The organism is Mesorhizobium sp. CNPSo 4684 (genome assembly GCF_057784315.1).
In genome coordinates this window covers 1-24,790 of sequence record NZ_JBWLUX010000054.1, presented here as the reverse complement: position 1 = coordinate 24,790, position 24,790 = coordinate 1, and the positions used below count along the sequence as shown (strand labels likewise).

The following is a 24,790-nucleotide window of genomic DNA, read 5'->3' as shown; positions in this document are numbered from 1 at the left end:
GCTCGGGTTTATCGACCACAAGCACGGGAAACTGGTTCGCCGAAGCGCCGCGCCAACCAAACCGCTTGGCGCTGCGGCGAACTCAACATAAGGCGAAAACTGTTACCTATGTATCCGGTTCAAACTGTTACCCATCTATCGGCTGGACAGGCTGACCTTACCTTCGGCACTATGTCTTGCAACGCCGCCGATTGGCGAAACCATCGATGAGAGCGCCCCTCTCCCCGTCACTATACGGGAGAGGATGCCGGCAGGCAGGTGAGGGGCAGCGCAGACGTCTAGAACGCTGGCTCTACTGCCGAAGCGGCGCGCAGCTCTCCCGTTCGACGAGCACCGGTGTGAGCACTTCGCGGCGCGAATGCGCCGCCGGCTCGGCAACACGCGCGAGCAGCAGGCTCACGGCCCTTGTGCCGATCTTCTCGACCGGCTGTGCGATCGTTGTCAGCGGCGGCCAGGTGGTGACGGCATAGGGAATGTCGTCGAAGCCGATCATCGACATGTCGTCGGGAACCCGCAGACCCCGCGCCCGCAGCACCGTCAGCGCACCCATGGCCATCAGATCGTTGCAGGCAAAAAGCGCCGTGATGCCGGGTGCCTGCGCCATCAGCCGCTCCATCGCCGTGCGGCCGCCAGCGAAGTGGTAGTCGGAATCGACTATGGCATTCGCCGGCAGGTCGAGGCCGGCTTCCTGCAGCGCCCTGGCGAAGCCGCGCAGACGGGCCGGGCTGGAGCTGGAATCGCGCGGGCCGCCGATGACGCCGATCTTCTCGTGGCCGAGCCCGACCAGATAGTGGCCGGCGAGATAGCCGCCATGATCGTGATCGACCAGCACGGTATCGACATTGACCGAATGGATCTCGCGGTCGAGCAGCACCGCCGGCACGCCGGGCAGGAGGTTGGAGAACACCCGCGCATGGTCGGACGAGCCGGCGAAGATCAGCCCGTCGATCTGCTTGGCCATCAGCACCTGGAGATAACGCTCCTCCTTCTCGGCGCTGCCGTCGGAGTTGCACAGGATCACCGTATAGCCGGCAAGGAAGCCGGCATCCTCGATCTGGCGCGCCACGCTGGCGAAGAACGGGTTGGAATTGTCCGGCAGCAGCAGGCCGATGGTCTTGGTCTCGCCGCGCCTCAGGCTGCGGGCGAGCGTGTTGGGCCTGTAGCGCAGAGCGGCGATGGCCGAATGCACGCGCGCGGCCGTCTCCGGCTCGACATGGCGGGTGCGGTTCATCACATGCGAGACGGTTGCGACCGATACTCCGGCATGGCGCGCGACATCGGCAATCGTCGTCATCGATTATTCCTCTAGCGGATCACCCTTAGAAGCCGCTCCCTGTAGGCGTCTAGGATGACGGTAAGCACAATGACAAGGCCTATCACGATCGGCTTGAAATTATCGCCGACGCCAAGCAGCTGCAGCCCGGTCGACAGCACCTGCAGGATGCAGGCGCCGACCAGCGTGCCGATGATCGAGCCCTTGCCGCCGCTGAGGCTGGTGCCGCCGATGATGACGGCGGCAATCGCGTTGAGCTCGTAGCCGACGCCGGCGATCGGGCTGCCGATGTTGAGGCGCAACAGATAGACCATCGCCGCGATGCCGGCGGTCAGGCCGCTGATGGTGAAGGCGGCGATCTTGTAGAAATCCGGATTGTGGCCGGAGAGCCGCACCGCCTCGTCATTGGTGCCGACGGCGAAGATCATGCGGCCGAACACGGTGAAGCGCAGCACGAACCAGCCGGCCGCGATCACCAGCACCGCGATCAGGAAGATCGACGGCAGGAAGCCGCCGATGATGAGGTTGCCGAAATCGACGAAACTCTGCGGCAGGCCGGTGATGGTCGAATTGTCGCTGACCACGCGGGCCGCGCCCGCCGCCATGTTGAGCATGCCGAGCGTGACGATGAAGGACGGGATCTTCCAGCGCGTCGAGATCCAGCCATTGAGGAAGCCGCAGACTGCACCCAGGTTAGTGCTTGGCTTTGCCAGGTGTCAATATCGGCGGCGGCAACTTCCAGCGCCGTCGCTGGCGCACCTTGCGGTGGCTCGGGCCGCAACGCGTCCGTCTCGATGGGCCAAAACGCCACCGGCCGACGCATCGATCGCATTCTCGCTGCCGCCGCAGCGCTATATCGTTCTCATTACCTGGTGATTCCCGGTCCAGTGATTCCCGAGCAGACAGGAAGCCTTCATGCAGGGTCTGACGCCCATACTTTCCACTGTGGCCGCCTCGTTCCTCGCCTCCTTCGTCGAAGTGGTCGAGGCCTTCACCATCGTGCTGGCGGTCGGTGTCACCCGCAGCTGGCGGCCAGCGCTGACGGGCGCCGCCCTTGCGCTGACGCTGCTGGCGGCTTTGGTGCTGGCCTTCGGACCGTTGCTGGCGCTGGTTCCCATTAGCGTGCTGCAGTTCGTCGTCGGCGTGCTCCTGATCCTGTTTGGCATGCGCTGGTTGAGAAAGGCCATCCTGCGCGGCGTCGGCGTCATTGCCCTGCATGACGAGGACGCCGCCTTTTCCAAGGAAACCGCCGCCTTGCAGCAACAGGCCAATGACCGCCGCGCCGATTACCTGGCCGGGCTCGCGGCTTTCAAGGCGGTGCTGCTCGAAGGTGTCGAGGTGGTGTTCATCGTCATTGCCGTGGGTGCTGCGCACGCGCAGACCTTCTATGCCAGCCTTGGCGCACTGGCGGCGTTTATCCTGGTGACGATCATCGGCCTGGCGGTGCACCGGCCGCTGGCGCGGGTGCCGGAAAATGCGCTCAAATTCGCCGTCGGCCTGATGTTGACCAGCTTCGGCATTTTCTGGACCGGCGAAGGGCTTGGCGCCGACTGGCCGGGCGCCGATCTGGCGCTGCTGGCCATCTTCGCCATCATCGCCGTCGCGTCCTTCGCCATCGTGCGCTGGTTGCGCGACCCCAAGGCTACACAAGGAGCTGCCCGATGAAAGTCCTGCGCCTCATCCTTAGGGAACTCGTCGGCATGTTCATCGACGACGGCAGCCTGGCGACGCTGGCGCTGGTGCTGATCGTGGCGATCACCGCGGCGGTGAAGCTGCTGGCGCTGCCGCCGCTTGCCGGCGGCGTCCTGCTTCTGGCGGGCTGCCTCGCCATCCTGCTCTACAGCGTGCGCCGCGCGGCGCGGCGTTCCGGTCAGTAAAGGGTGAAAAACACCGGCAGCACGCCGCTGATCCGCAACTGCTCGACCGTCTCGATGGCCGGAAACAGCGCCAGGAAATAGAGCCCGTCGACGAATGTCCGCCGCAACGCCTTGGTCGAGAACCGGCGTTCGGCCTGGTCGTGAAACAGCAGCGGATTCGGCCAGAACGGCGGCGTGCGTTCGGCATAGGCGCTGTAGGCGGGGCCGAACTTTCCAAACAGGAACTCGGCCTCCTTGCGCGCCGTCACCCGGAACACAAGGTAGCTCACCAGAGCGAGCGCAGCCGCCACCAGCACCGAGCCATACATCAACCCGACGCCCGCGGCGCCGACCGTGGAAAAGAAATAGAGCGGGTTCCGGCTCATCGAGAACGGACCGATGGTGGCCAGCTCGTCGTTCTTCCTGCCGCCGACATAAAGAATGCTCCACAGCCGGCCGAGAATGCAGACCAGCACGAAGCCGATGCCGAGCGCTTCTATGTATTCATGCCCGTCCGAGCCTTCGACGAGAAAGGGTTTTGTGAACACCAGCGGCGCAATGGCGAGGACTGCGGCGACTTGTACAACGATGAGGCGCTTGTGCTGGTCGAACGCCTTCGCCGCCGGCTTGGGGGGAGCTTCGCTCATCATAGTTCCTGCTCTCCGGCAGGGCCCATCGAGGCGATGGCGAGGCGCCGACCGATGATTCCAGGAAAAAGCATGAAGCCGCTTTTCGGCCGGAATTGCGCCAAAACAGGGCATTAGAGCGGGCTCCAATGGCCAGCGATTGGAGCAACAATGCGCCTTCTTCTCGTCGAGGACGACCCACGCACGGCCGACTATGTCGTCAAGGGCCTGAGTGAGGCAGGCCATATCTGCGATCTGCTGCGCGATGGCCGCGACGGGCTGTTTGTGGCGACCCGCAATGCCTATGACGTGATCGTTGCCGACCGCATGTTGCCTGGCCTCGACGGCCTGTCGATGATCAAGGCGGTGCGCGCGGCTGGCGTGCGCACGCCGGCGATCTTTCTGACCTCGGTCGGCGGTGTCGATGACCGCGTCGAGGGGCTCGAGGCAGGCGGCGACGATTATCTGGTCAAGCCTTTCGCCTTTTCCGAACTGCTTGCCCGCATCAACGCACTCGGCCGCCGCCCGGCGGTGCAGGAGCAGAAAACCACGCTGCGCATCGCCGACCTCGAAATGGACCTGATCCAGCGCCGTGTCACCAGGCAGGGCCAGGCCATCGACCTGCAGCCGCGCGAATTCAGCCTGCTCGAAGCGCTGATGCGCGGCGAGGGCCGCGTCATCACCCGCACCATGCTTCTGGAACGGGTCTGGGATTTCCATTTCGACCCCAAGACCAGCGTCGTCGAAACCCATATCAGCCGGCTGCGCGCCAAGATCGACCGGCCGTTCGAGGTGCCGCTCATCCACACCGTCCGCAACACCGGCTACAGCCTGCACGCGCCGAGTTGAATGGGCCATGCTCGATCGCATCTCGCACGTCCAACTGGCTGTACGTATATGAGCGATATGTCGATGCTGGACTCTGCAAAGCGATGGGCGCGCGGCATCACGCGCGACACGGTGGCATTGTGGCTTGCCGCCCGCGATCCTCGTGTGCCTTGGTACGCAAAGGCCGCTGCCGGAGCGGTTGCGGCCTATGCTCTGAGCCCCATCGACCTCATTCCTGATTTTATCCCGGTCATCGGCTATCTGGATGATCTGCTGATCGTCCCGCTCGGCATCATGCTTGCGGTCAAGCTGGTGCCAGCCGGTCTCATGCAGGAATTCCGTGATGCGGCCACGCGCCGCGCCAGGCCGGTTGGCAAGGCCGGACTGGTCTTCATGATTGCTGTCTGGATATTGGCGGCGCTGGCGTTGCTATGGCTGTTCTGGCCGAAGTCCGCCTGAAGCGATGAAGGAAACAAGCGCCAGCCTGCTGCGCAGCACGCCGTTCCGGCTGGCGCTCACCTTTGCCTTGCTGTTCGTGCTCGCCTTCATTCTGTCCGGCGCCATCGTCTACCAGCTGATGAGCGCCGATCTTGCCGAGCGGTTGGACGAGGGGATCAAGGAGACCTATTCCGTCGCCGCCGTCACCTATTCGCAAAGCGACCAGGAGGATCTGGTCCTGGCGGTCGACAGCCATGCCGCCCTCAGCCCCGAAAAGGAGCAGCTGTTTTCGCTGACCGACGGCAATGGCAATCGCCTGGCCGGGAATTTCACCGCGGCCGACCTTCCCGACGGCTTTTCGGATTTTGCCGCTTCGCTGCCGGGCGTGGCGCCCGGCACCCTGTACCGCGCCTGGTCCGGTTCGGTCGGGCCAAACAGCCTGACCGTTGCCTTCTCGCTCTCCGAAACCGAGGAGCTGGAGAGGATCGTGCTGATGAGCTTCGGCTGGGCAACCTTGATCATCTCGGGCCTTGGGGTGGCCGGTGGCGCCTTGCTGGCGTCGCGGGTGCAACGTCGCCTCGACGGCATTGCCGCCACCATGGACGATGTCTCCAACGGCCGGCTCGATGCCCGCATTCCGCTGCTTGGCAATGGCGACGACATTGACGGCGTCTCCTCGCAGGTGAACACCGCGCTGGAACGGCTGGCATCGCTTGTCGACGGCATGCGCCAGGTCAGCGCCGACATCGCGCACGACCTGAAGACGCCGCTGAACCGGTTGCAAATGATTCTCGAGGCCGCCACCGACAAGACGACGCGGGGCGAGGCCGTTGCCGATGAGCTGGCGGAGGCGCGCGAAGAGAGCCTGCAGATCAACGAGACCTTCGATGCGCTGTTGCGCATCGCGCAGATCGAGGCCGGCGCGCGCAAGGCGCGCTTTGTCGATCTCGACCTCAACGGCGTCGTCGAGAGCATCGGCGAGATCTATGCCGACGTCGCCGAGGATGACGGCAAGTCGCTGTCGGCCCGGATTGTCCCTGGCGCGCCATGCCTGGTTCATGGCGATCGCGACCTGCTGACGCAACTGTTCGCCAATCTGGTGGAAAACGCGCTGCGGCATTGCCCGAAGGGCACGACCATCCGGCTATCCGTGACGCAGCGGGCCGACCGCATCGTGGCTGAGGTCGCGGACAATGGCCCTGGCATACCTGCCGAAGAGCGCGAAAAAGTGTTCCAGCGGCTCTACCGGCTGGACACCAGTCGCACCACGCCCGGCAGCGGGCTAGGGCTCAGCCTGGTGCGGGCCATCGCCGACCTGCATGGGGCATCGATCTCACTCGAGGACCGCCATCCCGGCCTGGGGGTGATTGTCGGTTTCCCGGCAGCAAAGGCCTCGTCGACTGTCTAGATCCTCACGTCACACCAGGGCGTCCCACTCCGGCGCCCTGTGATGATGGAGTCCATGACGGTGTCCTTTCGCGGATGGTGCCGCCACACTGCTCCGGAAGTGGCGAGCCCTGACCGTGTCAGGCGGCTGCTTTGCCCCTGCTCGCCATGATGATCTCGGCGATGACGCCATCGAGCGTCGTCACCCCTTTGACCGCCGATCGACCGTGCTCGCTGAACTCGATCCATCCCTCGTTGAAGCCGTCGAGCATGCGCATCCGGGGCAATGGATTCCGCATTCCCTGGGTGCGCAAAATGTGCTCCCAGCTCTCGCGGGGCACCGTCTCGACCCGGACCGTGCGCTCCAGTGCAGTGGTAACGGCGCGGGCGATGTCGTTTGGCGACACGCGCGCGGGCCCCTCCAGCTCGACGACCCGCGTCCCGCTCCACTCCTCCTGGAGCAGCGCGGCCGCCAACCGCCCGACATCTTGCGTCGCAACCATCGGCAACGGCCTGTCGGCCGGCTGCAGGAAGCTGCGCAGCACGCCTTCGTCGCGCGCCGAGGGAATGTCCCAGAGCGCATTCTCCAGGAACCAAGCGGATCTCAGGAAGGTGACCGGAAGGCCGATCTCTTCCAGCGACTGTTCCATCAGCGTGCGCTGGGTCAGCAGGTTTTCGTGCGGCGCATCCGCGCCGATGGTCGACAGGCAGACGACCTTGCCGGAGCGGGCCTTGGCCAGGGCCGCCGTCACGGCCACGATGACACGCCTGGCCTCGGGAAAGCCGGGCTTCGGGTCGAACTCAGAGGGCGGCAGGATGAAGACGCCCGCGGCACCGGTGAAGGCTGACATCAGGCTTGCCGCGTCCTCCATCTCGGCGAGGGCGATGTCGCAGCCCAGGTCTCGCCACTCATTCGCCTTGGCCGCGTCGCGCAGAACGGCGCGGACGGGCTGTCCCTCTGCCAGAAGGCTGCGCGCCAGCGCGCCGCCGACCTTGCCGGTGATGCCGGTGATTGCATACATGGTGGGTCTCCAGAAACGTGATGTTTTCGCTTTGGCTCAGGCGAGCCCGGCATAGAGGCCGCGCTCGAATTCGCCGTAGAGCGCGACGACACGCTCGTCGTGGAAGGGCAGGACCTGGGTGAAGAGCGCGCCGGCGACTTGGCTCACCGGGTCGAGCCAAAAGTAGCAATTGAGCAGACCGGCCCTTCTGCGTGTGAGGTAGTTCATGGCTGGCTCCTTCCGGATCGAGGCAAACACGGCTTGCTCGACCGCTCGCGGTGACGCCGCCGTTGTAGGCCGCACCCAGGCATGATTCACGTGCATTAAAGTCAGTGTTATAGTGACTCAAATTCACTTCTCGTGAGGGCCGGTCGGGCAACTGCCGGGCGGAAGGGGGATCGAATGACTTTCGACACGCGGCTGCTAACCGGCGTCGGCGTCCTGGCAGCGGTGACCGAGGCCGGGAATTTCGCCCGCGCCGCGGAGATGCTCGGCCTGACACCGTCCGCGGTCAGCCGGGCCGTCGCGCGTTTGGAGGCGCGGGTTGGCGTGCGGCTGTTCGACCGCAATCCACGCGGGGTCAGCCTCACCGAGGAAGGACGCCGCTTCCACACGCAGGTGATGCCGCTTCTTGCCGGCCTGGATGAGGCGGCCGCCGAGGCCGCGGGCGCCGCGGCGGTCGTGCGCGGCCGGCTGCGCGTTTCGGTGGACCCGTGGTTCGCGCGCATGGTGCTGGCGCCGAAGCTGCAGCAGTTCCTGGCCCGCTACCCCTTGCTCTCGGTCGATTTCTCCACCAGCAACTACCGTGAGGAGATGATGGCTGGCATGGATGTGGCGGTGCGCTTCGGCCCGCCCGATGCGTCATCCCTGATCGTGCGCAAGCTGCTGGAGACCCGTGTCCTGACGGTTGCCGCGCCGGCCTATCTCGAAAAGCATGGCGAACCGCGATCGCCGTATGACCTCGTTCACCACGAAACGATCCGCTTCCGGGATCCGCAGACCGGCCTGCCGTTTGCCTGGGAGTTCCAGCGCGGCGCAGAGGTCAGCGAAGTCAAGGTCTCCAGCCGCCTAGTCATGGATGACCCTTCGGCGGCGATGGCCGCCTGCCTGGCCGGTCAAGGCATCTTCCAGAGCCTCGCGATCGGCCTGGCGCCCTTCCTGTCGCGAGGCGAGCTTGTTCAGATCCTGCCGGAATGGTCGGAAGAACGCTTTCCGCTTTATGCCTATCATCCCTCGCGCCACCTGCCGCCGGCCAAGGTCCGCGCGCTTCTGGACTTCATCCAGGAGATTGCTGTTCTGGCGTGATCGCCGACCTGCCGTGGCGCCCGAGGATGGTCATCCCGGCCTGACGGTCGTCATCGGTGCAACGAACAGTTCGCGCCGACATACAGGTGCCCGCCGCCGCGGGGAGCAGCGGGCACCCTGGGTTCGCGCCGGCGAAGGCACTGACGCTCGGCCGCGCATCTCCAATATGCCGACAAGCTTTGGTTGCCGCATCCGGCCGTCTGCCTTTGACGTTAGGACTTCGGTCGGACGTCCCCTGGGACCGTAGTCCCACAGGCGGAACGATCGCACAGGGGCACCGTTCTCTGCAGTGAAGTCGGCTAACAGAGCGAAAGGCAAATGGTTGATCGAGACACCAGCGTTATGGAAGCTCGGTGGCTTCTTGCTGTGCCCGTCTCCCTTATGTTGACGGTTCTTTTCGCCGGTTTCTGGCTTACGTGACTGGCCAGCGGCACGATCGTTTGTGAGGGATGCTCGACGAACCATCGGGCGGGCATGCTAACCCGGCAGTTAGTCACTGAAGCGCAGAGCCAATAATTAGCAAGCTTACGGAACAATAGATACCTGGAAGAGTTGGATGCTTTGGGCAGAGAACATGTAGTGTTGAAATCGGCCCTTAACATCGAAAGGTTTTTGCCATGAAAAGGTACCTTGTCACTATCGCCGCAGGTCTTGCACTGGTCGCCGGACTTGGCGCAGCCGTAGCGGACACTGTCGTCGTCCTTAAGCCTGAACAGCAGACGATGGTTCGCGAATACATCCACAAGCAGAAGCTCGCATCGGTCAGCCTGCTCGGCGTGGAACTCAATGTCGGCACGGCACTGCCAGATACGGTCGAGCTTCACGCAATCGACGTCCCCGACGTCAAGTACAAGTATACGGTCGTCGGAGACCATGCAGTCCTCGTTGACCCGGATACGCGCAAGATCGTTCAGATCATCGAGTAGCAGCTTCGGCTGGATGTCCTCCGGTCGCTGACGGCCCGCTCCTAGAGTTGTTCTTTGGGAGCGGGTTTTTCGCGTTGAATAGTCCGCGGTCGCAGCCGCTAGGCAGGGACCCGACTAAATCACGGTATATCCGGCGGTCGTACGCTCGCGGCGAAAATCCGAGGGCGACATGCCGGCCAGCTTGCGGAACGATTTGTTGAAGGCGCTGAGCGAGCCGAAGCCTGAATCCATGGCGACGCGCAGCACATTGGCATCTTCATGCATCAAAAGCGCCTGCGCGTAGCTCAGCCGCAAGAGGTTCATATATTCGTTGAGCGTCATGCCGGTCGACTTCTTGAAGATGCTCATGGCGTATTTCGGATGGATGTCGGCCGCCGCCGCTATGTCGACGCAGTCTATGTCGTAGAGGAAATTCTCGGCGATGAAGTCGCACATGCGCCCGACATTGCGCAGCGATTGCTGGTCGAACGGGCCGCCGGTTTCCTGGCTGGCGGTTTCCGGAACCAGCCGGTAGGGCTCGAACCGCACCCGCTCCAGCCGCAGCAGCAGCTCATTCACCGCGTGTTCGGTTATGGCCGGATCGCCCGAGCGGAAATAGCGGTTCCAACGCTCGAAATTGTGATGGTCCGCCGGGTCGGTGGCCGATGTCACCAACGTTGCGCCCGTCATCAGCCGGTGGCGGATGTCCGTCGGCAGATGCAGCCGGAAGAAATGCACCAGCGGCAGATGCGCGCCGGCATAGATAGCGTCGTCGGAGAGATCGTCCATCTGGTGCGGCAGCCCGCCCCAGAACAGACACATATCGCCGGCCGACAGTGAAATCTCGTGCTCGGCCATGCGGTAATGCACACTGCCACGGACGATGAAATTGACCTCGACCTGGGCATGCCAATGCGGCTTGAGCATCACCAGCGGGTGATTGTGGAACATCTGCAAGGCCATAGGCAGGCCTTCGACGCTGCTGGCGCCAGGCTGGTAAAACGGCCGTTCCGGCATCTTACTTTCCGCCCATTCTTTATTCCCGTTGTCGGGGACAAGCCTTCCGCGCTGCTTAGTTTAGCCATGCTCGCGAAGAGAGAGCAAATGAAATGGGAGGATTTCAATGCGCACGACACTGATCTGTGCCGCGCTGGCGCTTGGCCTGGGCTCAGGCCCGGCCCTCGCGCAGTCTGGCGAAATCACGATCTGGAGCTGGAACATCGCCGCTTCGTCGCTGAAGTCGACGATCGCCGGCTTCAACAAGCAATATCCGGACGTCAAGGTCACCGTTCAGGACCTCGGCAACCAGCCGACCTATGACAAGTCGATCGCCGGCTGTGCCGCCGGCGGCGTCGGCCTGCCGGATATCGTCTCGATCGAAAATGGCGAGGCCGAGAACTACTGGAGCCAGTTCCCCGACTGCTTCGTCGATTTGCACACGCTGGGCTATAGCGCAGACGACCAGAAGAAATTCCCCGATTTCAAGCGCACCGAACTGGAGGTGGGCGACAAGGCCTATGCCATGCCGTGGGATTCCGGCCCGGTCGCCGCCTTCTACCGTCGTGATTTCTACGAGAAGGCCGGCGTCGATCCGGCCTCGATCAAGACGTGGGACGATTTCATTGCGGCGGGCAAGAAGATCCAGGCCGCCAATCCCGGCGTCACCATGACCAATGCCGATTTCAACGGCGACACCGAATTCTTCCGCATGATCTCCAACTAGCAGGGCTGCGGTTATTTCGCCGAGGACGGGCAGTCGATCACCGTCAACCAGCCGAAATGCGTCGATACGCTGACCAAGATCAAGGACATGAAAGACGCCGGCATCATGTCGTCGGCCGACTGGGGCACCAAGATCACCAACAACACCGCCGGCACCGTCGCCACCCAGATCTATGGCGGCTGGTATGAGGGCACCATCCGCACCGAATCGGCCGGCGAAAATGGCAAATGGGGCGTCTACCCGATGCCGAGCCTGACCGCCGACGGCCCGCGCGCCGCCAATCTCGGCGGCTCGTCGCTCGCCATCACCTCGGCCTCGAAGAACAAGGAAGCGGCCTACGCCTATCTGAAATACACGCTGGAGACGAATGAGGGCCAGATCACCATGCTGAAGGAGTTCGGCCTGGTGCCGTCGTTGATCTCGGCGCTCGACGACCCCTATGTCTCTGAAGGCCTGCCCTATTGGGGCGGCCAGGCGGTGTGGAAGGATATTTTGGCCACCCTACCCAAAGTGGTGCCGAGCCGCGGCACGCCGTTCCAGAGCGACGCCGAGATCATCATGCGCGCCGTGCAGACCAAATACCTCGGCGGTGGTTATCCCGATGCCAAGGCGGCGCTTGACGACGCCGCCAATCAGATCGCGGCAGCAACGGGGTTGCCGATCAAGTGACGAAGGCGGAGATGTTGGCGGGTCAGATATAGGGCAACTTGCCGGACTGTTGGCGCTGCCCCTCACCTGCCTGCCGGCATCCTCTCCCGTATAGTGACGGGGAGAGGGACGCTCTCGCCGAACATTTCGCCAATCGCTAGCGTTGCAGGAAGAGCACCAAGGCTGCGGCCAGCCCCTTCTCCCCGTCACTATACGGGGAGAAGGTCCCGGCAGGGGGATGAGGGGCGGCGCCAAGCCTTAGTAATTGAACGCCGGCTAACAACAAGCCGGATATCAACCGGGAAAGCGGAAGGAGGAGGAGACCATGCGCTACCAGAACGCCACGGCGTATCGCTTCCTCACACCCTACCTGCTGATCTTCGCCATCTTCTGGGTGTGGCCGATCATCTCCTCGTTCATGATCTCGTTCCAGGCGACGCGCACCGTGCCGTGGCGTTTTGCGCCGACCTTCAACTGGGGCCGGCTGATCGGCGACCCCGCTTTCTTCAACGCGCTGAAGAACACACTGCTCATCCTCGTCATCCAGGTGCCGGTGATGATCTCGCTGGCCATCGTCATGGCGGTGCTGCTGAACTCGCCGCTGTTGAAAGTCCGCGGGCTCTACCGCTTTGCCTTCTTCGCTCCGGTCGTGGTCGGCGAGGTCGCCTACTCCGCAGTGTTCCGGCTGATGTTCAATCTGGATTTCGGCATCATCAACAAGCTGCTCGCCAGCGTCGGCCTGGCCAAGATCGACTGGTTCTCCAATGTGACGCCGGCCATGGCGCTGATCATGATCGCGGTGACCTGGCGCTGGGCAGGCTACAACGCCATCATCCTGCTCGCCGGCCTGCAATCGATCCCCGACGATGTCTATGAGGCAGCGACGCTCGACCGCGTCAGCAAGGTCAAACAATTCTTCTACATCACGCTGCCGCTGCTCAAGCCGGTCATCGTCTTTTGCGCCGTGCTGTCGATCATCGGCACCATGCAGCTGTTCACCGAGCCGTTCCTGATCACCGAGCGCGGCGGCCCTGGCGGCGGCACCGAGACGCTCGGCCTTTTGCTCTACCGCCAGGGGTTCCGCTCGCTCAATTTCGGCTATGCCTCGGCCGTCGCCTACACCATGGCCGGTTTGGCCATCGCCATCACGCTGGTGCAGCTGTGGCTGACGAGGGAACCTAAATGAGCTCGCTCTCGCAACGCCGGCTCGGCCGCAGCGTCCTGCTGCATCTCGTCCTGACGCCGCTGGCGCTGGTCTGGCTTTTTCCGCTGTGGATGATGATTGTCTTCTCGACCATGCCCGACAACGGCATCTTCAGCCCCGGCATCGAGCTCTTGCCGCACGACAATTTCCTCGCAAACTTCCACAATCTGCAGCGCGATACCGACTTTGTCGGCGCCATCGGCATTTCGGTCTCGGTGGCGGTGACCTACACCGTGCTGTCGGTGCTGCTGACCTCGATGGCGGGCTGGGCGCTGGCGCGCTACCATTTCGTCGGCAAAGGTTTCGTCGTCGCCATCATCCTCGGCACCATCACGCTGCCCTACGCGGTGGTGCTGATCCCGCAATTCATCATGGTGGCGCGCGACTTCCAGCTCGCCAACACCTGGGTGGCGCTGATCGTGCCGCCTTTGTTCAATTCGCTCGGCGTTCTGTTCATGCGCCAGGCCTTCTCGATGATGCCGCACGATCTGTTCGACGCCGCCCGTGTGGAAGGCGTCAAGGAATGGCGCATCTTCCTGTTCGTCGCACTGCCTTTGGCGCGGCCGATGCTGGCGGCACTGGCCATCATTCTGTTCCTCGCCTCTTGGAACAATTACCTCTGGCCGCTGCTGATCAACAGCCAGCCCGGCGCGATGACAGCACCGGTGGCGCTCGGCACGCTGATCGGCCTGACCAAGGTCTCCTGGGGCGGCCTGATGGTCGGCGCCGTCATGCTGACCGTGCCGATGCTCGTCGTCTTCGTGCTGCTGCAGCGCCACTTCATCGCCGGCATTGCCGCCGGCGCCGTGAAATAGGGACAACAGCGACATGGCGGCAGTCACCCTCACCAACGTCATCAAGCGCTTCGGCGTCTATGAGATCATCCATGGCGCCAACATCGATATCGCCGACGGCGAGTTCGTCGTCTTTGTCGGCCCGTCCGGCTGCGGCAAGTCGACCTTGCTCAGGATGATCGCCGGGCTGGAGGACATCAGCGGCGGCGAGATCGCCATTGGCGGCAAGGTGATGAACGATGTCGAGCCGGCCGACCGCGGCATCGCCATGGTGTTCCAGTCCTACGCGCTCTACCCGCACATGACGGTGGGGCAGAATCTGAGCTTTGGCCTCAGAATGACCGGCAACCCGAAGGAGGACACCGATCGGCGGGTGAAACGGGCCTCCGAGATCCTGCGCATCAGCGAGCTGATGGCGCGGCGGCCCAAGCAACTCTCCGGCGGCCAGCGCCAGCGTGTCGCCATCGGCCGCGCCATTGTGCGCGAACCGCAAGTGTTCCTATTCGACGAGCCGCTGAGCAATCTCGACGCCGAGCTCAGGGTCCAGATGCGGGTCGAGATCTCGCGCCTGCACAAGGAGCTTGGCACGACGATGATCTACGTCACCCACGACCAGACCGAAGCGATGACGCTGGCCGACCGGATCGTGGTGCTGCGCGGCGGCCATGTCGAGCAGATCGGCCGGCCGCTCGATCTCTACGACAATCCCGACAACCAGTTTGTCGCCGGCTTTGTCGGTTCGCCGAAGATGAATTTCATCAAGGGTCGCGTCGTCGGCCGCAACACGAGAAGCGTCACCGTCGAGCTGGTGGGTGAGGAAAAGGCCCGTATCATGCAGCCGCTGGCCGGAGCCGTGCCGGAAACCGGAGCCAAGGTCATCGTCGGCGTGCGGCCCGAACATTTCGGCAATGCCGGCGAAGGCGATGCCGACCTCACCGTCGGTATCGACGTGGTCGAGCATCTCGGCGGCACCAGCTTCATCTATGCCAGGACCGCCCATGGCGAGGACCTGGTGATCCAGCGCGACGCGGCGAAGGTCCCCGAGACATCAGAGATCACCGTGTCCATCCGCAAATCCTATCTGTTCGATGAAAACGGCCAGCGTCTGCGCTGAGCCCTTCAAGCCTTTCCAAGGAGAATGACCATGACTTCAACCGCGCCCATCCGTTGGGGAATCCTCGGGCCGGGCGACATCGCCAAAGCCTTTGCCGGCGGCGTGGCCGGATCGCGCACCGGCACGCTGGCAGCGCTCGGCGCCCGCAACCCCGGCAAGGAGGGCTTAGCCCAGACATTTCCCGGCGCCCGCATCCTCGACGGCTATCAGGCGCTGCTCGACGACCCCGATATCGACGCCGTCTATATCGCCATACCGCATCCCGGCCACGCCGAATGGGCGATCAAGGCGGCCGAGGCCGGCAAGCACGTCCTGTGCGAAAAGCCGCTGGCGCTGACTGCCTTCGAGGCCGACGCCATTATCCATGCCGCGCGCAAGGCCGGCACCTTCCTCGGCGAGGCCTTCATGTACCGGCTGCACCCGCAGACGCTGAAGCTGGTCGAGCTGATCAAGTCCGGCGTCATCGGTGAAGTCAGGATGATCAAGTCGAGCTTCGGCTTCGCCATGCCGGGCTTCATGCCTGAGCACCGGCTTTACGCCAATGATCTTGCCGGCGGCGGCATTCTCGACGTTGGCGGCTATCCCGTCTCGATGGTGCGGCTGATCGCCGGCGCGGCGACCGGAAAACCCTTCGCCGAGCCGGACAAGGTCGTCGGCACCGCGCATCTCGGCCAGTCCGGTGTCGACGAATGGGCTTCGGCACTGCTGCATTTCCCGGGTGGGATCGTCGCCCAGGTGTCCTGCAGCATCTCACTCAACCAGGAGAATATGCTCTCAATCCTCGGCACCAAGGGCCGCATCGAGGTGCCGGATTTCTGGTTCGCCGGCGGCAACCGCGATGTCGGCCTGGGCAAGATCGACGTGATCGGCTCGAATGGCAAACGAGAAACCATCAGCGTCAACGAGACCCGCCATCTCTACTCCTTCGAGGTCGACGCCGCCGGTGAGGCGATCCTGGCCGGGAGCCAGGAATTCGCCTGGCCGGGCATGTCCTGGGCCGACAGCCTCGGCACGCTCCGTGTGCTCGACAGATGGCGCAGTGCGGTCGGCCTCGAATACGAGATCGAAAAGCCGGCTAAGCGTATCAGCACCATCTCCGGCCGCTCGCTGCGCACCGACGGCACCGCTATCGGCAAGCGCACGATTCCAGGCCTGTCGAAACCGGCCTCCGTGGTGGCGCTCGGCTTCGAGGATTTCCGCACCTTCTCCTCCGGCTCGATCCTGCTCGACGCCTTCTTCGAGGTCGGCGGCAATCTGTTCGACACCGGCTATGTCTACGGCGCCGGCTACACCGAGACGCTGCTCGGCCAGTGGCTGAAAAACCGTGACGTGCGCGAACAGTCGGTGATCATCGCCAAGGGCGCGCATTCGCCGCTCTGCTATCCCGATGTCATCGGCAAACAGCTCGCCCAGTCGCTCGACCGGCTGCAGACCGACCATGTCGACATCTATTTCATGCACCGCGACAATCCCGATGTGCCGGTCGGCGAGTTCGTCGATGCGATGGACGCCGAGGCGAAAGCCGGCCGCATCCGCGGTCCGTTCGGCGGCTCCAACTGGACGATGGCGCGCATAGACGAGGCGATCGCTTATGCCGACAGGACCGGCAAACAGAAGCCTGGCGCCCTTTCCAACAATTTCTCGCTGGCCGAAATGCTGGAGCCGATCTGGGCCGGCTGCATCACCTCATCCACCGACGACTGGAAGGCATGGTTGACGAAGCGGCAGATGCCGAACTTCGCCTGGTCGAGCCAGGGCCGCGGCTTCTTCACCGACCGCGCCGGCCGCGACAAACAGGACAATGAGGAGCTGGTGCGGGTCTGGTATTCCGAGAAAAATTTTGGCCGCCGCGACCGCGCGATCGAGCTGGCGCAACGGCTGGGCAAAAGCCCGATCCATGTCGCGCTGGCTTATGTGCTGGCGCAGCCCTTCCCGTCGGTGCCATTGATCGGCCCGCGCACGCTGGACGAGCTGGAGGACAGTTTGAAGGCGCTGGACATCAAGCTGTCGGCGGAGGATGTGGCGTGGCTGGACAATGGGCCGGAAAGGCGGAGGGCATAGCGCTGCTAATCTCCACCCTCGAGGGGGAGATGTCGCCGAAGGCGACAGAGGGGGTCGCCTCGCGTGGAGCGCTAACCTTCATCGGTCGCAAGAAGGTCGCATCCAGCCGAACCGACCCCTCTCTGGCCTGCCGGCCATCTCCCCCTCAAGGGGGGAGATCAGCTCCTCACCGATCAATCCGCGTCGACAAGATAATCGACGACGATGTCCGCTCGACCCCGTCCATCGCCCCGATCTCGTCCAGCAGCGCGTCGAGATCCCGGATCGACGGTGCGTCGACGATGACGATCATGTCGAAATTGCCGCTCACCGAATGCAATGTCCTCACCGGCGGCAACGCCTGCAGCGCCCGCACCACCTTGTCGGCGAGCTTCGGCGTCACGGTGAGCAGCACATGCGCCCGGACGAGCCCCTGCTCATAGTCGGGCGCCAGCCGCACCCCATAGCCGGTGATGATGCCGCGCTGTTCCAGCCGCTCGATCCGGCTTTGCACGGTGGTGCGCGACACGCCGAGCTGGCGCGCCAGTTCGGCGGTCGACGCGCGTGCATTGGCGCGCAGCAGGGAAAGCAGCTTTTGTTCGGCGTCGCTGAGCATTTCGACGATCCCTGTCGTCTTATCGTCCAAAGAGAGGGTTCGTTTCGAACAATTCCACGCTTCCTTTCGCCAGGCAAGCTGCGATTCTCAATGTCATGTCGCCCACCGCGCAGCGGTTCGGGCCAAAGGCTTTTGTGAGGGATCGAATCATGAAGAAAATCATCGTCGTCGGCGCCGGCAAGATCGGCTCCACCATTGCAGGCATGCTCGCCGACACCGGCGACTACCACGTCACCGTTGTCGACCGCGCGGCCACACAGCTTGCCGCGGCCGAACTCCCAGCCGGTGTCGAGGGGCTGGAGCTCGACATCACCGCTCTCGGCGCATTGGAAGCAGCCCTTGCCGGCGCCTTCGCCGTGCTGAGCGCCGCGCCTTTCCATCTCACCACCCGCATCGCCGAGGCGGCCGCCGCAACCGGCGTCCACTATCTCGATTTGACCGAGGATGTCGTCTCGACCCGCCGCGTCAAGGAACTGGCCAAGTCGGGCAAGAGCGCCTTCATCCCGCAATGCGGCCTGGCGCCGGGCTTTATCTCGATCGTCGCCAATGATCTCGCCAGCCGCTTCGATACGCTGGAAAGCGTGCGCATGCGCGTCGGCGCACTGCCGCAATACCCGTCCAACGCGCTGAACTACAATCTGACCTGGAGCACCGACGGCGTCATCAATGAATATTGCGAGCCTTGCGAGGCGATCGTCGAAGGCGAGTTGATCGAAGTGCCGCCGCTCGAAGAGCGCGAGGAATTCTCGCTCGACGGCGTCACCTACGAGGCCTTCAACACCTCGGGCGGGCTCGGCACTTTGGCCGAGACGCTGAAGGGCAAGGTGCGCACGCTGAACTACCGCACCATTCGCTATCCTGGCCATGCCGCGATCATGAAGGCGCTGCTCAACGACCTTGGCCTGCGCCACCGCCGCGATGTGCTGAAGGACATTTTCGAGAGCGCTTTGCCGGCAACGCTGCAGGACGTGGTCATCGTCTTCGTCACCGTCTCGGGTCGCCGCAACGGCCGCCTGCTGCAGGAAACCTACGCCAACAAGATCTATTCGCAACGCGTCGGCGACCAGGTGCGCAGCGCCATCCAGATCACCACCGCCTCCGGCATCTGCGCCGTGCTCGACATGCTGGCCGACGGCAGCCTGCCGGCGACCGGTTTCGTCAAGCAGGAAGACATCGCGCTGGACGCATTCCTGGCCAACCGCTTCGGCCGCGCATATGCCCAGCACGAGATGGTGAGCCGGCTGGCGAGCTGAGGAGCCTAATCTCCCCCCTTGAGGGGGAGATGTCGCCGAAGGCGACAGAGGGGGTCGTTGCGCGTGAAGCGGTAACTTCATCAGCCGCAAGGGAGGTCGCATCCAGTCGAACCGACCCCCTCTGGCCTGCCGGCCATCTCCCCCTCGAGGAGGGAGATCACGCCCCCTCAAATATGCAGCGCGTGCCCCAGCGCCTTCAGCGCTGCTTCCTGGAATCCCTCACCCTGCGTCGGATGCGCATGGATCGTGCCAGCGATATCCTCCAGCCGCGCCCCCATTTCCAGCGCAAGGCCGAACGCCGCCGCCAGTTCCGACACGCCTTGCCCGACCGCCTGGATGCCCAGCACCAGATGATTGTCCGCACGCGCCACGACGCGCACGAACCCGTCCTCGCCGAGCTTGGTCATCGCCCGGCCATTGGCGGCGTAGGGGAACTGGCCGATCTTGACTTCGCCCAGCGCCTTCGCCTCTTCCGGCGTCAGCCCCGCCGTGACCAGTTCCGGATCGGTGAAGCAGACGGCAGGAATCGAGCGCTTGTCCCAGCTGCGCTTGTGGCCGGCGACGATCTCGGCCACCATTTCGCCTTGCGCCATCGCCCGGTGCGCCAGCATCGGCTCGCCGGTGACGTCGCCAATGGCATAGATGCCGCGCATCGAGGTGCGGCACTGGTCGTCGATCTTGATGAACTTGCCGGCCATGTCGAGGTCGATCTGGTCGAGGCCCCAGCCTTCGGTCACCGGCTTACGGCCGACAGTGACCAGGATCTTGTCCGCGGCGATTTTGACGCTCTTGCCATCCGAGGTCTCGACCCGCAACGCGTCGCCCTTGATCCCCTTCGCCTTGGCGCCGGTCATGACCTCAACGCCGAGCTGGGTCAGCCGCTTCGCCACGGGACGGGTCAGTTCGGCATCATACTGCGCCAGCACGCGCGGCAGAGCCTCGACCACGGTCACTTCCGCCCCCATCTTGGCGAAGGCCATGCCGAGCTCCAGCCCGATATAGCCGCCGCCGACAACCGCGAGCTTCTTCGGCACTTCGCTGAGAGCGAGCGCTTCCGTCGATGAAATCACCGGCCCGCCGAACGGCAGGAACGGCAGCTCGACCGACGCCGAACCGGTGGCGATCACCACGGTCTCGGCGCGGATGATCTGGGTGCCGGTTTCCGTCTCGACCGCGACGGTCTTGCCGTCGCGGAACGTCGCCCAGCCATAAACGGTTTTCACCTTGGCCTTCTTCAGCAGCCCGGCGACGCCACTGGTCAGCCGGCTCACAATGCCGTCTTTCCAGGCGACGGTCTTGCCGAGATCGAGCGCTGGGGCACTGACCGAAATACCGAGCGGGCTGGTGCCGCCGGCCATATGCGACACCGCCTCGAACTCTTCCGCCGCATGGATCAGAGCCTTGGACGGAATGCAGCCGACATTGAGGCATGTGCCGCCCGGTTTGCCGGCTTCGACGATCACCGTATCGATGCCGAGCTGGCCGGCGCGAATGGCGCAGACATAGCCACCAGGCCCGGCGCCGATGACAAGCAGCTTGCAGGAGATTTCTTTCATGATGGCACGCTCTTTCTGGTGGCGAAGGCCCCCTCATCCGGCCGCTCCGAGGCCACCTTCTCCCCGCTGGGGAGAAGAGGCGGACGCCAGCGTCGGCTCCCTCCTCTCCCCTCGGGGAGAGGTCGGATTGCCCCGAATTGCCTTTGCAATTCGGTTGGCAATCCGGGTGAGGGGGCCTTTGCGACCGTTCTCATCACCCTCAATCCACAAATATCAGCGCCGGCGTTTCCAGCAGCGCCTTGATCCGCTGGATGAACACCGCCGCGTCCCAGCCGTCGACCACCCGATGGTCGAAGCTCGACGACAGGTTCATCATCTTGCGCGGGATGAACTGGGTTCCGTCCCAGACCGGCCGCACCATCATCTTGTTGACGCCGACGATCGCCACTTCCGGGTGGTTGATCACCGGCGTCGTCGCCACGCCGCCCATGGCGCCGAGCGAGGTGATGGTGATGGTCGAGCCCGACAGTTCGTCGCGGCTCGCCGTGCCCGACTTCGCCGCCTCGGCAAGCCGGTTGAGTTCGGCTGCGCAATCCCAGAGGTCGCGCGCCTCGGCATGCTTGACCACCGGCACCACCAGGCCCGACGGCGTCTGTGCGGCGATGCCGATGTGGACGCCGCCATGCTGATGGATGATGCCGGCCTCGTCGTCGAACAGCGCGTTGATGTTGGGCTGGTCGGCGATCGCCTTGACCATCGCCCGCATCAGGAACGGCAGCAGCGTCAGCTTCGGCCTTTCGACACCCTTGCGCTTTTCCTTGTTGAGCGCGGCGCGCAGTTCCTCGAGCGCGGTGACGTCGATCTCCTCGACATAGGTGATGTGCGGAATGCGTGACTTCGCCAGCGACATTTTCTCGGCGATCTTGCGTCGGAGCCCGATGACCTTGATGTCCTCGACGCTGTCATTGCGGGCGAGGCCCGATGCTTTCGCCAGCTGCGGCCCGCGCGCCAGAAAAGCCTCGATGTCTTCATGGCTGATGCGGCCGGCCGGGCCGGTTCCCGATACCTGGCGCAGATCGATGCCTGCCTCTTTGGCCCGCAGCCGAATGGCTGGCGATGCCAAGGGCTTTTCGCCCTCCGGGCGCCGCGCGCCGGAAACCCGCTCCGGGATTTTGGGCGCGACCGCAACAGGCGCAGCTTTGGCTACCGGCTCTGACACCTTGGGTTTGGCCGCAGGCGGAGCTTCGGGCTTGGCCTCGGCCGGCTTCGCCGGCTCTTCGGCCTTCGCCGTCTGCCCGGCCGCATCCGGCTTCACATTGCCCTCACCCGCCACTTTCAGCCGCACGATCGGCGAGCCGATCGCTACCGTGTCGCCGATCTCGGCACCCAGCCACAGGATCTCGCCATCGACCGGCGAGGGGATTTCCACCGTCGCCTTGTCGGTCATCACGGCGGCAAGCACGGAATCCTCGCGCACGAGATCGCCGACCTTGACGTGCCATTCCACAAGTTCGGCCTCGGCGACGCCTTCACCGACATCGGGCAGCTTGATGATGTGTTCGCCCATCTTAAGCTCCCATGGTTTCAATGAGCGCGCGTCCGACACGGGCGGGGCCCGGGAAATACTCCCATTCCTGTGCATGCGGATAGGGCGTGTCCCAGCCGGTGACGCGCGCCACCGGCGCCTCGAGGTGATAGAAACAGTTCTCCTGCACCAGCGTCGAAAGCTCGGCGCCGAAGCCGCAGGTCAGCGTCGCCTCGTGCACGACGACGCAGCGCCCGGTCTTCTTTACCGAGGCGACGATGGTGTCGAGGTCGAGCGGCAGCAGCGTCCGCAGATCGATGATCTCAGCGTCAATGCCGGTCTCCTCAGCGGCGGCCTGTGCGACATAGACCATGGTGCCGTAAGCTAGCACCGTGACGGCCGAGCCCTGCCGGCGGATCGCCGCCTTGCCGAGCGGCACCGTGTAATGGCCGTCGGCGACTTCGCCCAGCTCATGCTTCGACCATGGCGTCACCGGCCGGTCGTGATGGCCGTCGAACGGGCCGTTGTAGAGTCGCTTCGGTTCGAGGAAGATCACCGGGTCTTGATCCTCGATCGCGGCGATCAGCAGCCCCTTGGCATCATGCGGGTTGGACGGCACCACCGTCTTAAGTCCCGACACATGGGTGAACAGCGCTTCCGGGCTCTGGCTATGCGTCTGGCCACCAAAAATGCCGCCACCGGTCGGCATCCGGACCACGATCGGGCAGGTGAAATCGCCGTTCGAGCGGTAGCGCAGGCGGGCTGCTTCCTGCGTCAGCTGGTCGTAGGCCGGGTACATGTAGTCGGCAAACTGAATCTCCACGCAGGGCTTCAGCCCGTAGGCGGCCATGCCGATGGCCGAGCCGACAATGCCGGATTCGTTGATCGGCGCGTCGAAGCAGCGGCTCTTGCCGTATTTGGCCTGCAGGCCTTGCGTGCAGCGGAAGACACCGCCGAAAAACCCGACATCCTCGCCATAGACGATGACGCGTTCGTCGCGCGCCATCGACACGTCCATGGCATCACGAATGGCCTCGATCATGGTGCGTCTTGGCATGGTCAGACCCCCGCCTGCTGGCGCTGCCGCCTCAGATGCGGCGGCATCTCGGCATAGAGCCCTTCGAACATGTCGCGGGTCGACGGCTTCCCGCCGGCATGCAGCGTGCCGTGGCTCTCGGCTTCCTTCTGCGCCGCGATCACCGTTTCCAGGATTTCCGCTTCGGCCTGCGCATGACGCTCGTCCGACCAGACGCCCTTGTGGATGAGATGGTTTTTCAGCCGCACGACCGGATCGCCGAGCGGCCAGGCGTCGGACTCGGTCTTCGGCCGGTAGGCCGACGGATCGTCCGAGCTCGAATGCGCGCCGGCGCGGTAGGTGACATATTCGATCAGCGTCGGCCCAAGGTTCTGCCGCGCCCGCTCCGCCGCCCATTTGGCCACGGCGTGCACGGCGAGATAGTCATTGCCGTCGACGCGCAGCGACGGAATGCCGAAGCCGAGGCCGCGCGCGGCAAACGTACCGGAGCCGCCGCGGGCAATGCCTTGGAATGTCGAGATCGCCCACTGATTGTTGACGACGTTGAGGATGACCGGCGCCTTGTAGGTCGAGGCGAACACCAGTGCGGAGTGGAAATCCGATTCGGCGGTCGAGCCGTCGCCGATCCAGGCCGCCGCGATTTTCGAATCGTTGGAAATCGCCGAGGCCATCGCCCAGCCGACCGCCTGGATGTACTGCGTCGCCAGATTGCCGGAGATCGAGAAGAAGCCGTGCTCCTTCGACGAATACATGATCGGCAATTGCCGGCCTTTCAGCGGATCGGCCTCGTTGGAGTAGATCTGGTTCATCATCGTGACCATCGGATAGCCGTCGGCGATGAGCAGGCCGGCTTGACGATAGGTCGGGAAATTCATGTCGCCCGGCGCCAGCGCTTTGCGGAAGGCGCAGCTCACCGCCTCTTCGCCGAGATGCTGCATGTAGAACGAGGTCTTGCCCTGGCGCTGCGCCATCTGCATGCGGGCGTCGAAGCTGCGCAGCGTCATCATATTGCGCAGGCCTTCGAGCAGCTCCTCATCGCTGAGCAGCCCGGCCCACGGCCCGACCGCCTCGCCGTCGCGGTTCAGCACGCGGATGATCGAAAACGCCATGTCGCGGATGGTGCGCGGATCGACATCGATCTCCGGTCGCGGCGCCGAACCGGCCTTCGGGATAGGCACGTTGGAAAAGTCAGGCGTCCCGCCCGGCCGCACCTCCGGCTCCGGCACGTGAAACCGCAACATCCCAACGTCGGCCATAACCTTCATCCTCCAATGTTGCCTGGTCACGTATATCAACACATCTGCGCCGCCAGACCAGTGCGATTTCGTGAGGGCCAGAACGCGCGCCCATCCTCCCGGTCATCGGCCTGGGGCCGATGCGGCACGCAGCAACAAGATGCAGATATGGCGGCGAAATTTCTTGTCGATGTTTTCAGGCTGCGCGCAATTAGGCGGAAGGACATGATGGGTCCGGCGCAACAGCAGACAATTCTGCCAATGTCAGCGCTGCCCCTCATTGCCCTGCCGGGCATTTCTCCCCGTATAGTGACGGGGAGAAGGGCTGGCGTGTCCGAGCCGGATAGATGGGTAACAGAATGGACCGATTAGATGGGTGACAGTTTTCTCCCTCGCCGGGAGGACCGGCGATGGTTTGGCGAGAGACTGGCATCATGGATGAGCGGCTTCGGTTTGTGGTGGGGTGGCTGACCGGCGAGGAGACGATG

Annotated in this window: 22 protein-coding genes and 2 pseudogenes; 13 read left to right on the top strand and 11 right to left on the bottom strand. The window is 64.0% G+C overall.

Translation table 11 applies throughout. The features are described 5' to 3' along the window. Window positions 1-292 precede the first annotated feature (292 nt). Together AC04SG_RS31450 and AC04SG_RS31445 are read right to left on the bottom strand one after the other, a co-directional pair. Window positions 293-1,294 (bottom strand): LacI family DNA-binding transcriptional regulator, encoded by a 1,002-nt coding sequence (locus tag AC04SG_RS31450; protein ID WP_488554207.1) that lies wholly within the window; start codon window positions 1,292-1,294, stop codon window positions 293-295. A gap of 11 nt (window positions 1,295-1,305) precedes the next feature. Continuing rightward, window positions 1,306-1,974 (bottom strand): annotated as a pseudogene (locus tag AC04SG_RS31445) (ABC transporter permease); the annotation flags it as partial. Window positions 1,975-2,188: 214 nt separating this feature from the next. Here AC04SG_RS31445 and AC04SG_RS31440 point away from each other — a divergent pair. Then, the gene (locus AC04SG_RS31440) at window positions 2,189-2,938 is read left to right on the top strand and encodes a COG4280 domain-containing protein (RefSeq protein WP_488554206.1); all 750 of its coding nucleotides are present in this window, start codon (window positions 2,189-2,191) and stop codon (window positions 2,936-2,938) included. Further along, a complete protein-coding gene (locus AC04SG_RS31435; RefSeq protein WP_488554205.1) occupies window positions 2,935-3,150 on the top strand; it encodes a hypothetical protein in 216 nt (71 codons plus the stop codon). Before AC04SG_RS31440 ends, AC04SG_RS31435 begins: the two co-directional genes overlap by 4 nt. Here AC04SG_RS31435 and AC04SG_RS31430 read toward each other — a convergent pair. Then, window positions 3,144-3,776: a methyltransferase family protein gene (locus AC04SG_RS31430; RefSeq protein ID WP_488554204.1), complete on the bottom strand. Its 633-nt coding sequence runs from the start codon at window positions 3,774-3,776 to the stop codon at window positions 3,144-3,146. The genes AC04SG_RS31435 and AC04SG_RS31430 overlap by 7 nt on opposite strands. A gap of 150 nt (window positions 3,777-3,926) precedes the next feature. On the opposite strand from AC04SG_RS31430, the gene AC04SG_RS31425 reads away from it, so the two are divergent. From AC04SG_RS31425 to AC04SG_RS31415, 3 genes are read left to right on the top strand one after another with little or no spacing between them, the layout of a single operon-like run. Then, entirely contained in the window at window positions 3,927-4,604 is a 678-nt protein-coding gene (locus AC04SG_RS31425) for a winged helix-turn-helix domain-containing protein (RefSeq protein ID WP_488554203.1), read from the top strand. 57 nt (window positions 4,605-4,661) lie between these two features. Further along, entirely contained in the window at window positions 4,662-5,042 is a 381-nt protein-coding gene (locus AC04SG_RS31420; RefSeq protein WP_488554208.1) for a YkvA family protein, read from the top strand. A gap of 4 nt (window positions 5,043-5,046) precedes the next feature. Beyond that, window positions 5,047-6,429 (top strand): HAMP domain-containing sensor histidine kinase, encoded by a 1,383-nt coding sequence (locus tag AC04SG_RS31415; protein ID WP_488554202.1) that lies wholly within the window; start codon window positions 5,047-5,049, stop codon window positions 6,427-6,429. 118 nt (window positions 6,430-6,547) lie between these two features. Here the strand turns inward: AC04SG_RS31415 and AC04SG_RS31410 are convergent, their stop codons facing one another. Together AC04SG_RS31410 and AC04SG_RS31405 are read right to left on the bottom strand one after the other, a co-directional pair. Further along, window positions 6,548-7,429 (bottom strand): NmrA family NAD(P)-binding protein, encoded by an 882-nt coding sequence (locus tag AC04SG_RS31410; RefSeq protein WP_488554201.1) that lies wholly within the window; start codon window positions 7,427-7,429, stop codon window positions 6,548-6,550. Window positions 7,430-7,465: 36 nt separating this feature from the next. Then, on the bottom strand, window positions 7,466-7,636 hold the full coding sequence (locus tag AC04SG_RS31405) for a hypothetical protein (protein WP_488554200.1): 171 nt from the start codon (window positions 7,634-7,636) through the stop codon (window positions 7,466-7,468). A gap of 174 nt (window positions 7,637-7,810) precedes the next feature. On the opposite strand from AC04SG_RS31405, the gene AC04SG_RS31400 reads away from it, so the two are divergent. Beyond that, entirely contained in the window at window positions 7,811-8,713 is a 903-nt protein-coding gene (locus AC04SG_RS31400) for a LysR family transcriptional regulator (RefSeq protein WP_488554199.1), read from the top strand. A gap of 617 nt (window positions 8,714-9,330) precedes the next feature. Beyond that, window positions 9,331-9,639, top strand: coding sequence for a DUF1236 domain-containing protein (locus AC04SG_RS31395; RefSeq protein WP_488554198.1), 309 nt, complete (start codon window positions 9,331-9,333; stop codon window positions 9,637-9,639). A 114-nt stretch (window positions 9,640-9,753) separates the two neighbouring features. Here AC04SG_RS31395 and AC04SG_RS31390 read toward each other — a convergent pair whose 3' ends face one another. Then, window positions 9,754-10,635 carry a helix-turn-helix domain-containing protein gene (locus AC04SG_RS31390; protein WP_488554197.1) on the bottom strand — a complete coding sequence of 294 codons (882 nt, stop codon included), beginning with the start codon at window positions 10,633-10,635 and terminating at the stop codon, window positions 9,754-9,756. Window positions 10,636-10,741: 106 nt separating this feature from the next. On the opposite strand from AC04SG_RS31390, the pseudogene AC04SG_RS31385 reads away from it, so the two are divergent. The 5 genes and pseudogenes from AC04SG_RS31385 (at window position 10,742) to AC04SG_RS31365 (ending at window position 17,162) form a co-directional block, all read left to right on the top strand. Continuing rightward, a pseudogene (locus AC04SG_RS31385) lies at window positions 10,742-12,010 on the top strand (ABC transporter substrate-binding protein). 304 nt (window positions 12,011-12,314) lie between these two features. Next, complete coding sequence (locus AC04SG_RS31380) at window positions 12,315-13,175, top strand: carbohydrate ABC transporter permease (RefSeq protein WP_488554196.1); 861 nt, start codon at window positions 12,315-12,317, stop codon at window positions 13,173-13,175. After that, window positions 13,172-14,008, top strand: coding sequence for a carbohydrate ABC transporter permease (locus AC04SG_RS31375; protein ID WP_488554195.1), 837 nt, complete (start codon window positions 13,172-13,174; stop codon window positions 14,006-14,008). The genes AC04SG_RS31380 and AC04SG_RS31375 overlap by 4 nt, the downstream gene beginning before the upstream one ends. 13 nt (window positions 14,009-14,021) lie before the next feature. Next, a complete protein-coding gene (locus tag AC04SG_RS31370) occupies window positions 14,022-15,101 on the top strand; it encodes an ABC transporter ATP-binding protein (protein ID WP_112560205.1) in 1,080 nt (359 codons plus the stop codon). 30 nt (window positions 15,102-15,131) lie between these two features. Beyond that, complete coding sequence (locus tag AC04SG_RS31365; protein WP_488554194.1) at window positions 15,132-17,162, top strand: aldo/keto reductase; 2,031 nt, start codon at window positions 15,132-15,134, stop codon at window positions 17,160-17,162. Window positions 17,163-17,328: 166 nt separating this feature from the next. Here the strand turns inward: AC04SG_RS31365 and AC04SG_RS31360 are convergent, their stop codons facing one another. After that, window positions 17,329-17,757 (bottom strand): Lrp/AsnC family transcriptional regulator, encoded by a 429-nt coding sequence (locus tag AC04SG_RS31360; protein ID WP_112560245.1) that lies wholly within the window; start codon window positions 17,755-17,757, stop codon window positions 17,329-17,331. Window positions 17,758-17,906: 149 nt separating this feature from the next. Between AC04SG_RS31360 and AC04SG_RS31355 the strand changes: the two genes are divergently transcribed. Then, a complete protein-coding gene (locus AC04SG_RS31355; RefSeq protein ID WP_488554193.1) occupies window positions 17,907-19,010 on the top strand; it encodes a saccharopine dehydrogenase family protein in 1,104 nt (367 codons plus the stop codon). 167 nt (window positions 19,011-19,177) lie between these two features. On the opposite strand, the gene lpdA is transcribed toward AC04SG_RS31355, so the two are convergent. The 4 genes from lpdA to AC04SG_RS31335 form a co-directional block, all read right to left on the bottom strand. Next, entirely contained in the window at window positions 19,178-20,566 is a 1,389-nt protein-coding gene (lpdA, locus tag AC04SG_RS31350; RefSeq protein WP_488554192.1) for a dihydrolipoyl dehydrogenase, read from the bottom strand. Between the two features lie 199 nt (window positions 20,567-20,765). Beyond that, a complete protein-coding gene (locus AC04SG_RS31345; protein WP_488554191.1) occupies window positions 20,766-22,073 on the bottom strand; it encodes a dihydrolipoamide acetyltransferase family protein in 1,308 nt (435 codons plus the stop codon). Between the two features lies 1 nt (window position 22,074). Further along, window positions 22,075-23,088 carry an alpha-ketoacid dehydrogenase subunit beta gene (locus AC04SG_RS31340; protein ID WP_488554190.1) on the bottom strand — a complete coding sequence of 338 codons (1,014 nt, stop codon included), beginning with the start codon at window positions 23,086-23,088 and terminating at the stop codon, window positions 22,075-22,077. Window positions 23,089-23,090: 2 nt separating this feature from the next. After that, window positions 23,091-24,323, bottom strand: coding sequence for a thiamine pyrophosphate-dependent enzyme (locus tag AC04SG_RS31335; RefSeq protein WP_488554189.1), 1,233 nt, complete (start codon window positions 24,321-24,323; stop codon window positions 23,091-23,093). Between the last annotated feature and the right edge of the window lie 467 nt (window positions 24,324-24,790).

Coding starts and splice junctions, on each gene's coding strand:
- AC04SG_RS31375 (WP_488554195.1), top strand. CDS start 13,172: ATGAGCTCGCTCTCGCAACGCCGGCTCGGCCGCAGCGTCCTGCTGCAT.
- lpdA (WP_488554192.1), bottom strand. CDS start 20,566: ATGAAAGAAATCTCCTGCAAGCTGCTTGTCATCGGCGCCGGGCCTGGT.
- AC04SG_RS31355 (WP_488554193.1), top strand. CDS start 17,907: ATGAAGAAAATCATCGTCGTCGGCGCCGGCAAGATCGGCTCCACCATT.
- AC04SG_RS31450 (WP_488554207.1), bottom strand. CDS start 1,294: ATGACGACGATTGCCGATGTCGCGCGCCATGCCGGAGTATCGGTCGCA.
- AC04SG_RS31370 (WP_112560205.1), top strand. CDS start 14,022: ATGGCGGCAGTCACCCTCACCAACGTCATCAAGCGCTTCGGCGTCTAT.
- AC04SG_RS31440 (WP_488554206.1), top strand. CDS start 2,189: ATGCAGGGTCTGACGCCCATACTTTCCACTGTGGCCGCCTCGTTCCTC.
- AC04SG_RS31405 (WP_488554200.1), bottom strand. CDS start 7,636: ATGAACTACCTCACACGCAGAAGGGCCGGTCTGCTCAATTGCTACTTT.
- AC04SG_RS31420 (WP_488554208.1), top strand. CDS start 4,662: ATGTCGATGCTGGACTCTGCAAAGCGATGGGCGCGCGGCATCACGCGC.
- AC04SG_RS31430 (WP_488554204.1), bottom strand. CDS start 3,776: ATGAGCGAAGCTCCCCCCAAGCCGGCGGCGAAGGCGTTCGACCAGCAC.
- AC04SG_RS31410 (WP_488554201.1), bottom strand. CDS start 7,429: ATGTATGCAATCACCGGCATCACCGGCAAGGTCGGCGGCGCGCTGGCG.
- AC04SG_RS31345 (WP_488554191.1), bottom strand. CDS start 22,073: ATGGGCGAACACATCATCAAGCTGCCCGATGTCGGTGAAGGCGTCGCC.
- AC04SG_RS31335 (WP_488554189.1), bottom strand. CDS start 24,323: ATGGCCGACGTTGGGATGTTGCGGTTTCACGTGCCGGAGCCGGAGGTG.
- AC04SG_RS31400 (WP_488554199.1), top strand. CDS start 7,811: ATGACTTTCGACACGCGGCTGCTAACCGGCGTCGGCGTCCTGGCAGCG.
- AC04SG_RS31395 (WP_488554198.1), top strand. CDS start 9,331: ATGAAAAGGTACCTTGTCACTATCGCCGCAGGTCTTGCACTGGTCGCC.
- AC04SG_RS31435 (WP_488554205.1), top strand. CDS start 2,935: ATGAAAGTCCTGCGCCTCATCCTTAGGGAACTCGTCGGCATGTTCATC.
- AC04SG_RS31415 (WP_488554202.1), top strand. CDS start 5,047: ATGAAGGAAACAAGCGCCAGCCTGCTGCGCAGCACGCCGTTCCGGCTG.
- AC04SG_RS31390 (WP_488554197.1), bottom strand. CDS start 10,635: ATGCCGGAACGGCCGTTTTACCAGCCTGGCGCCAGCAGCGTCGAAGGC.
- AC04SG_RS31340 (WP_488554190.1), bottom strand. CDS start 23,088: ATGCCAAGACGCACCATGATCGAGGCCATTCGTGATGCCATGGACGTG.
- AC04SG_RS31425 (WP_488554203.1), top strand. CDS start 3,927: ATGCGCCTTCTTCTCGTCGAGGACGACCCACGCACGGCCGACTATGTC.
- AC04SG_RS31360 (WP_112560245.1), bottom strand. CDS start 17,757: ATGCTCAGCGACGCCGAACAAAAGCTGCTTTCCCTGCTGCGCGCCAAT.
- AC04SG_RS31365 (WP_488554194.1), top strand. CDS start 15,132: ATGACTTCAACCGCGCCCATCCGTTGGGGAATCCTCGGGCCGGGCGAC.
- AC04SG_RS31380 (WP_488554196.1), top strand. CDS start 12,315: ATGCGCTACCAGAACGCCACGGCGTATCGCTTCCTCACACCCTACCTG.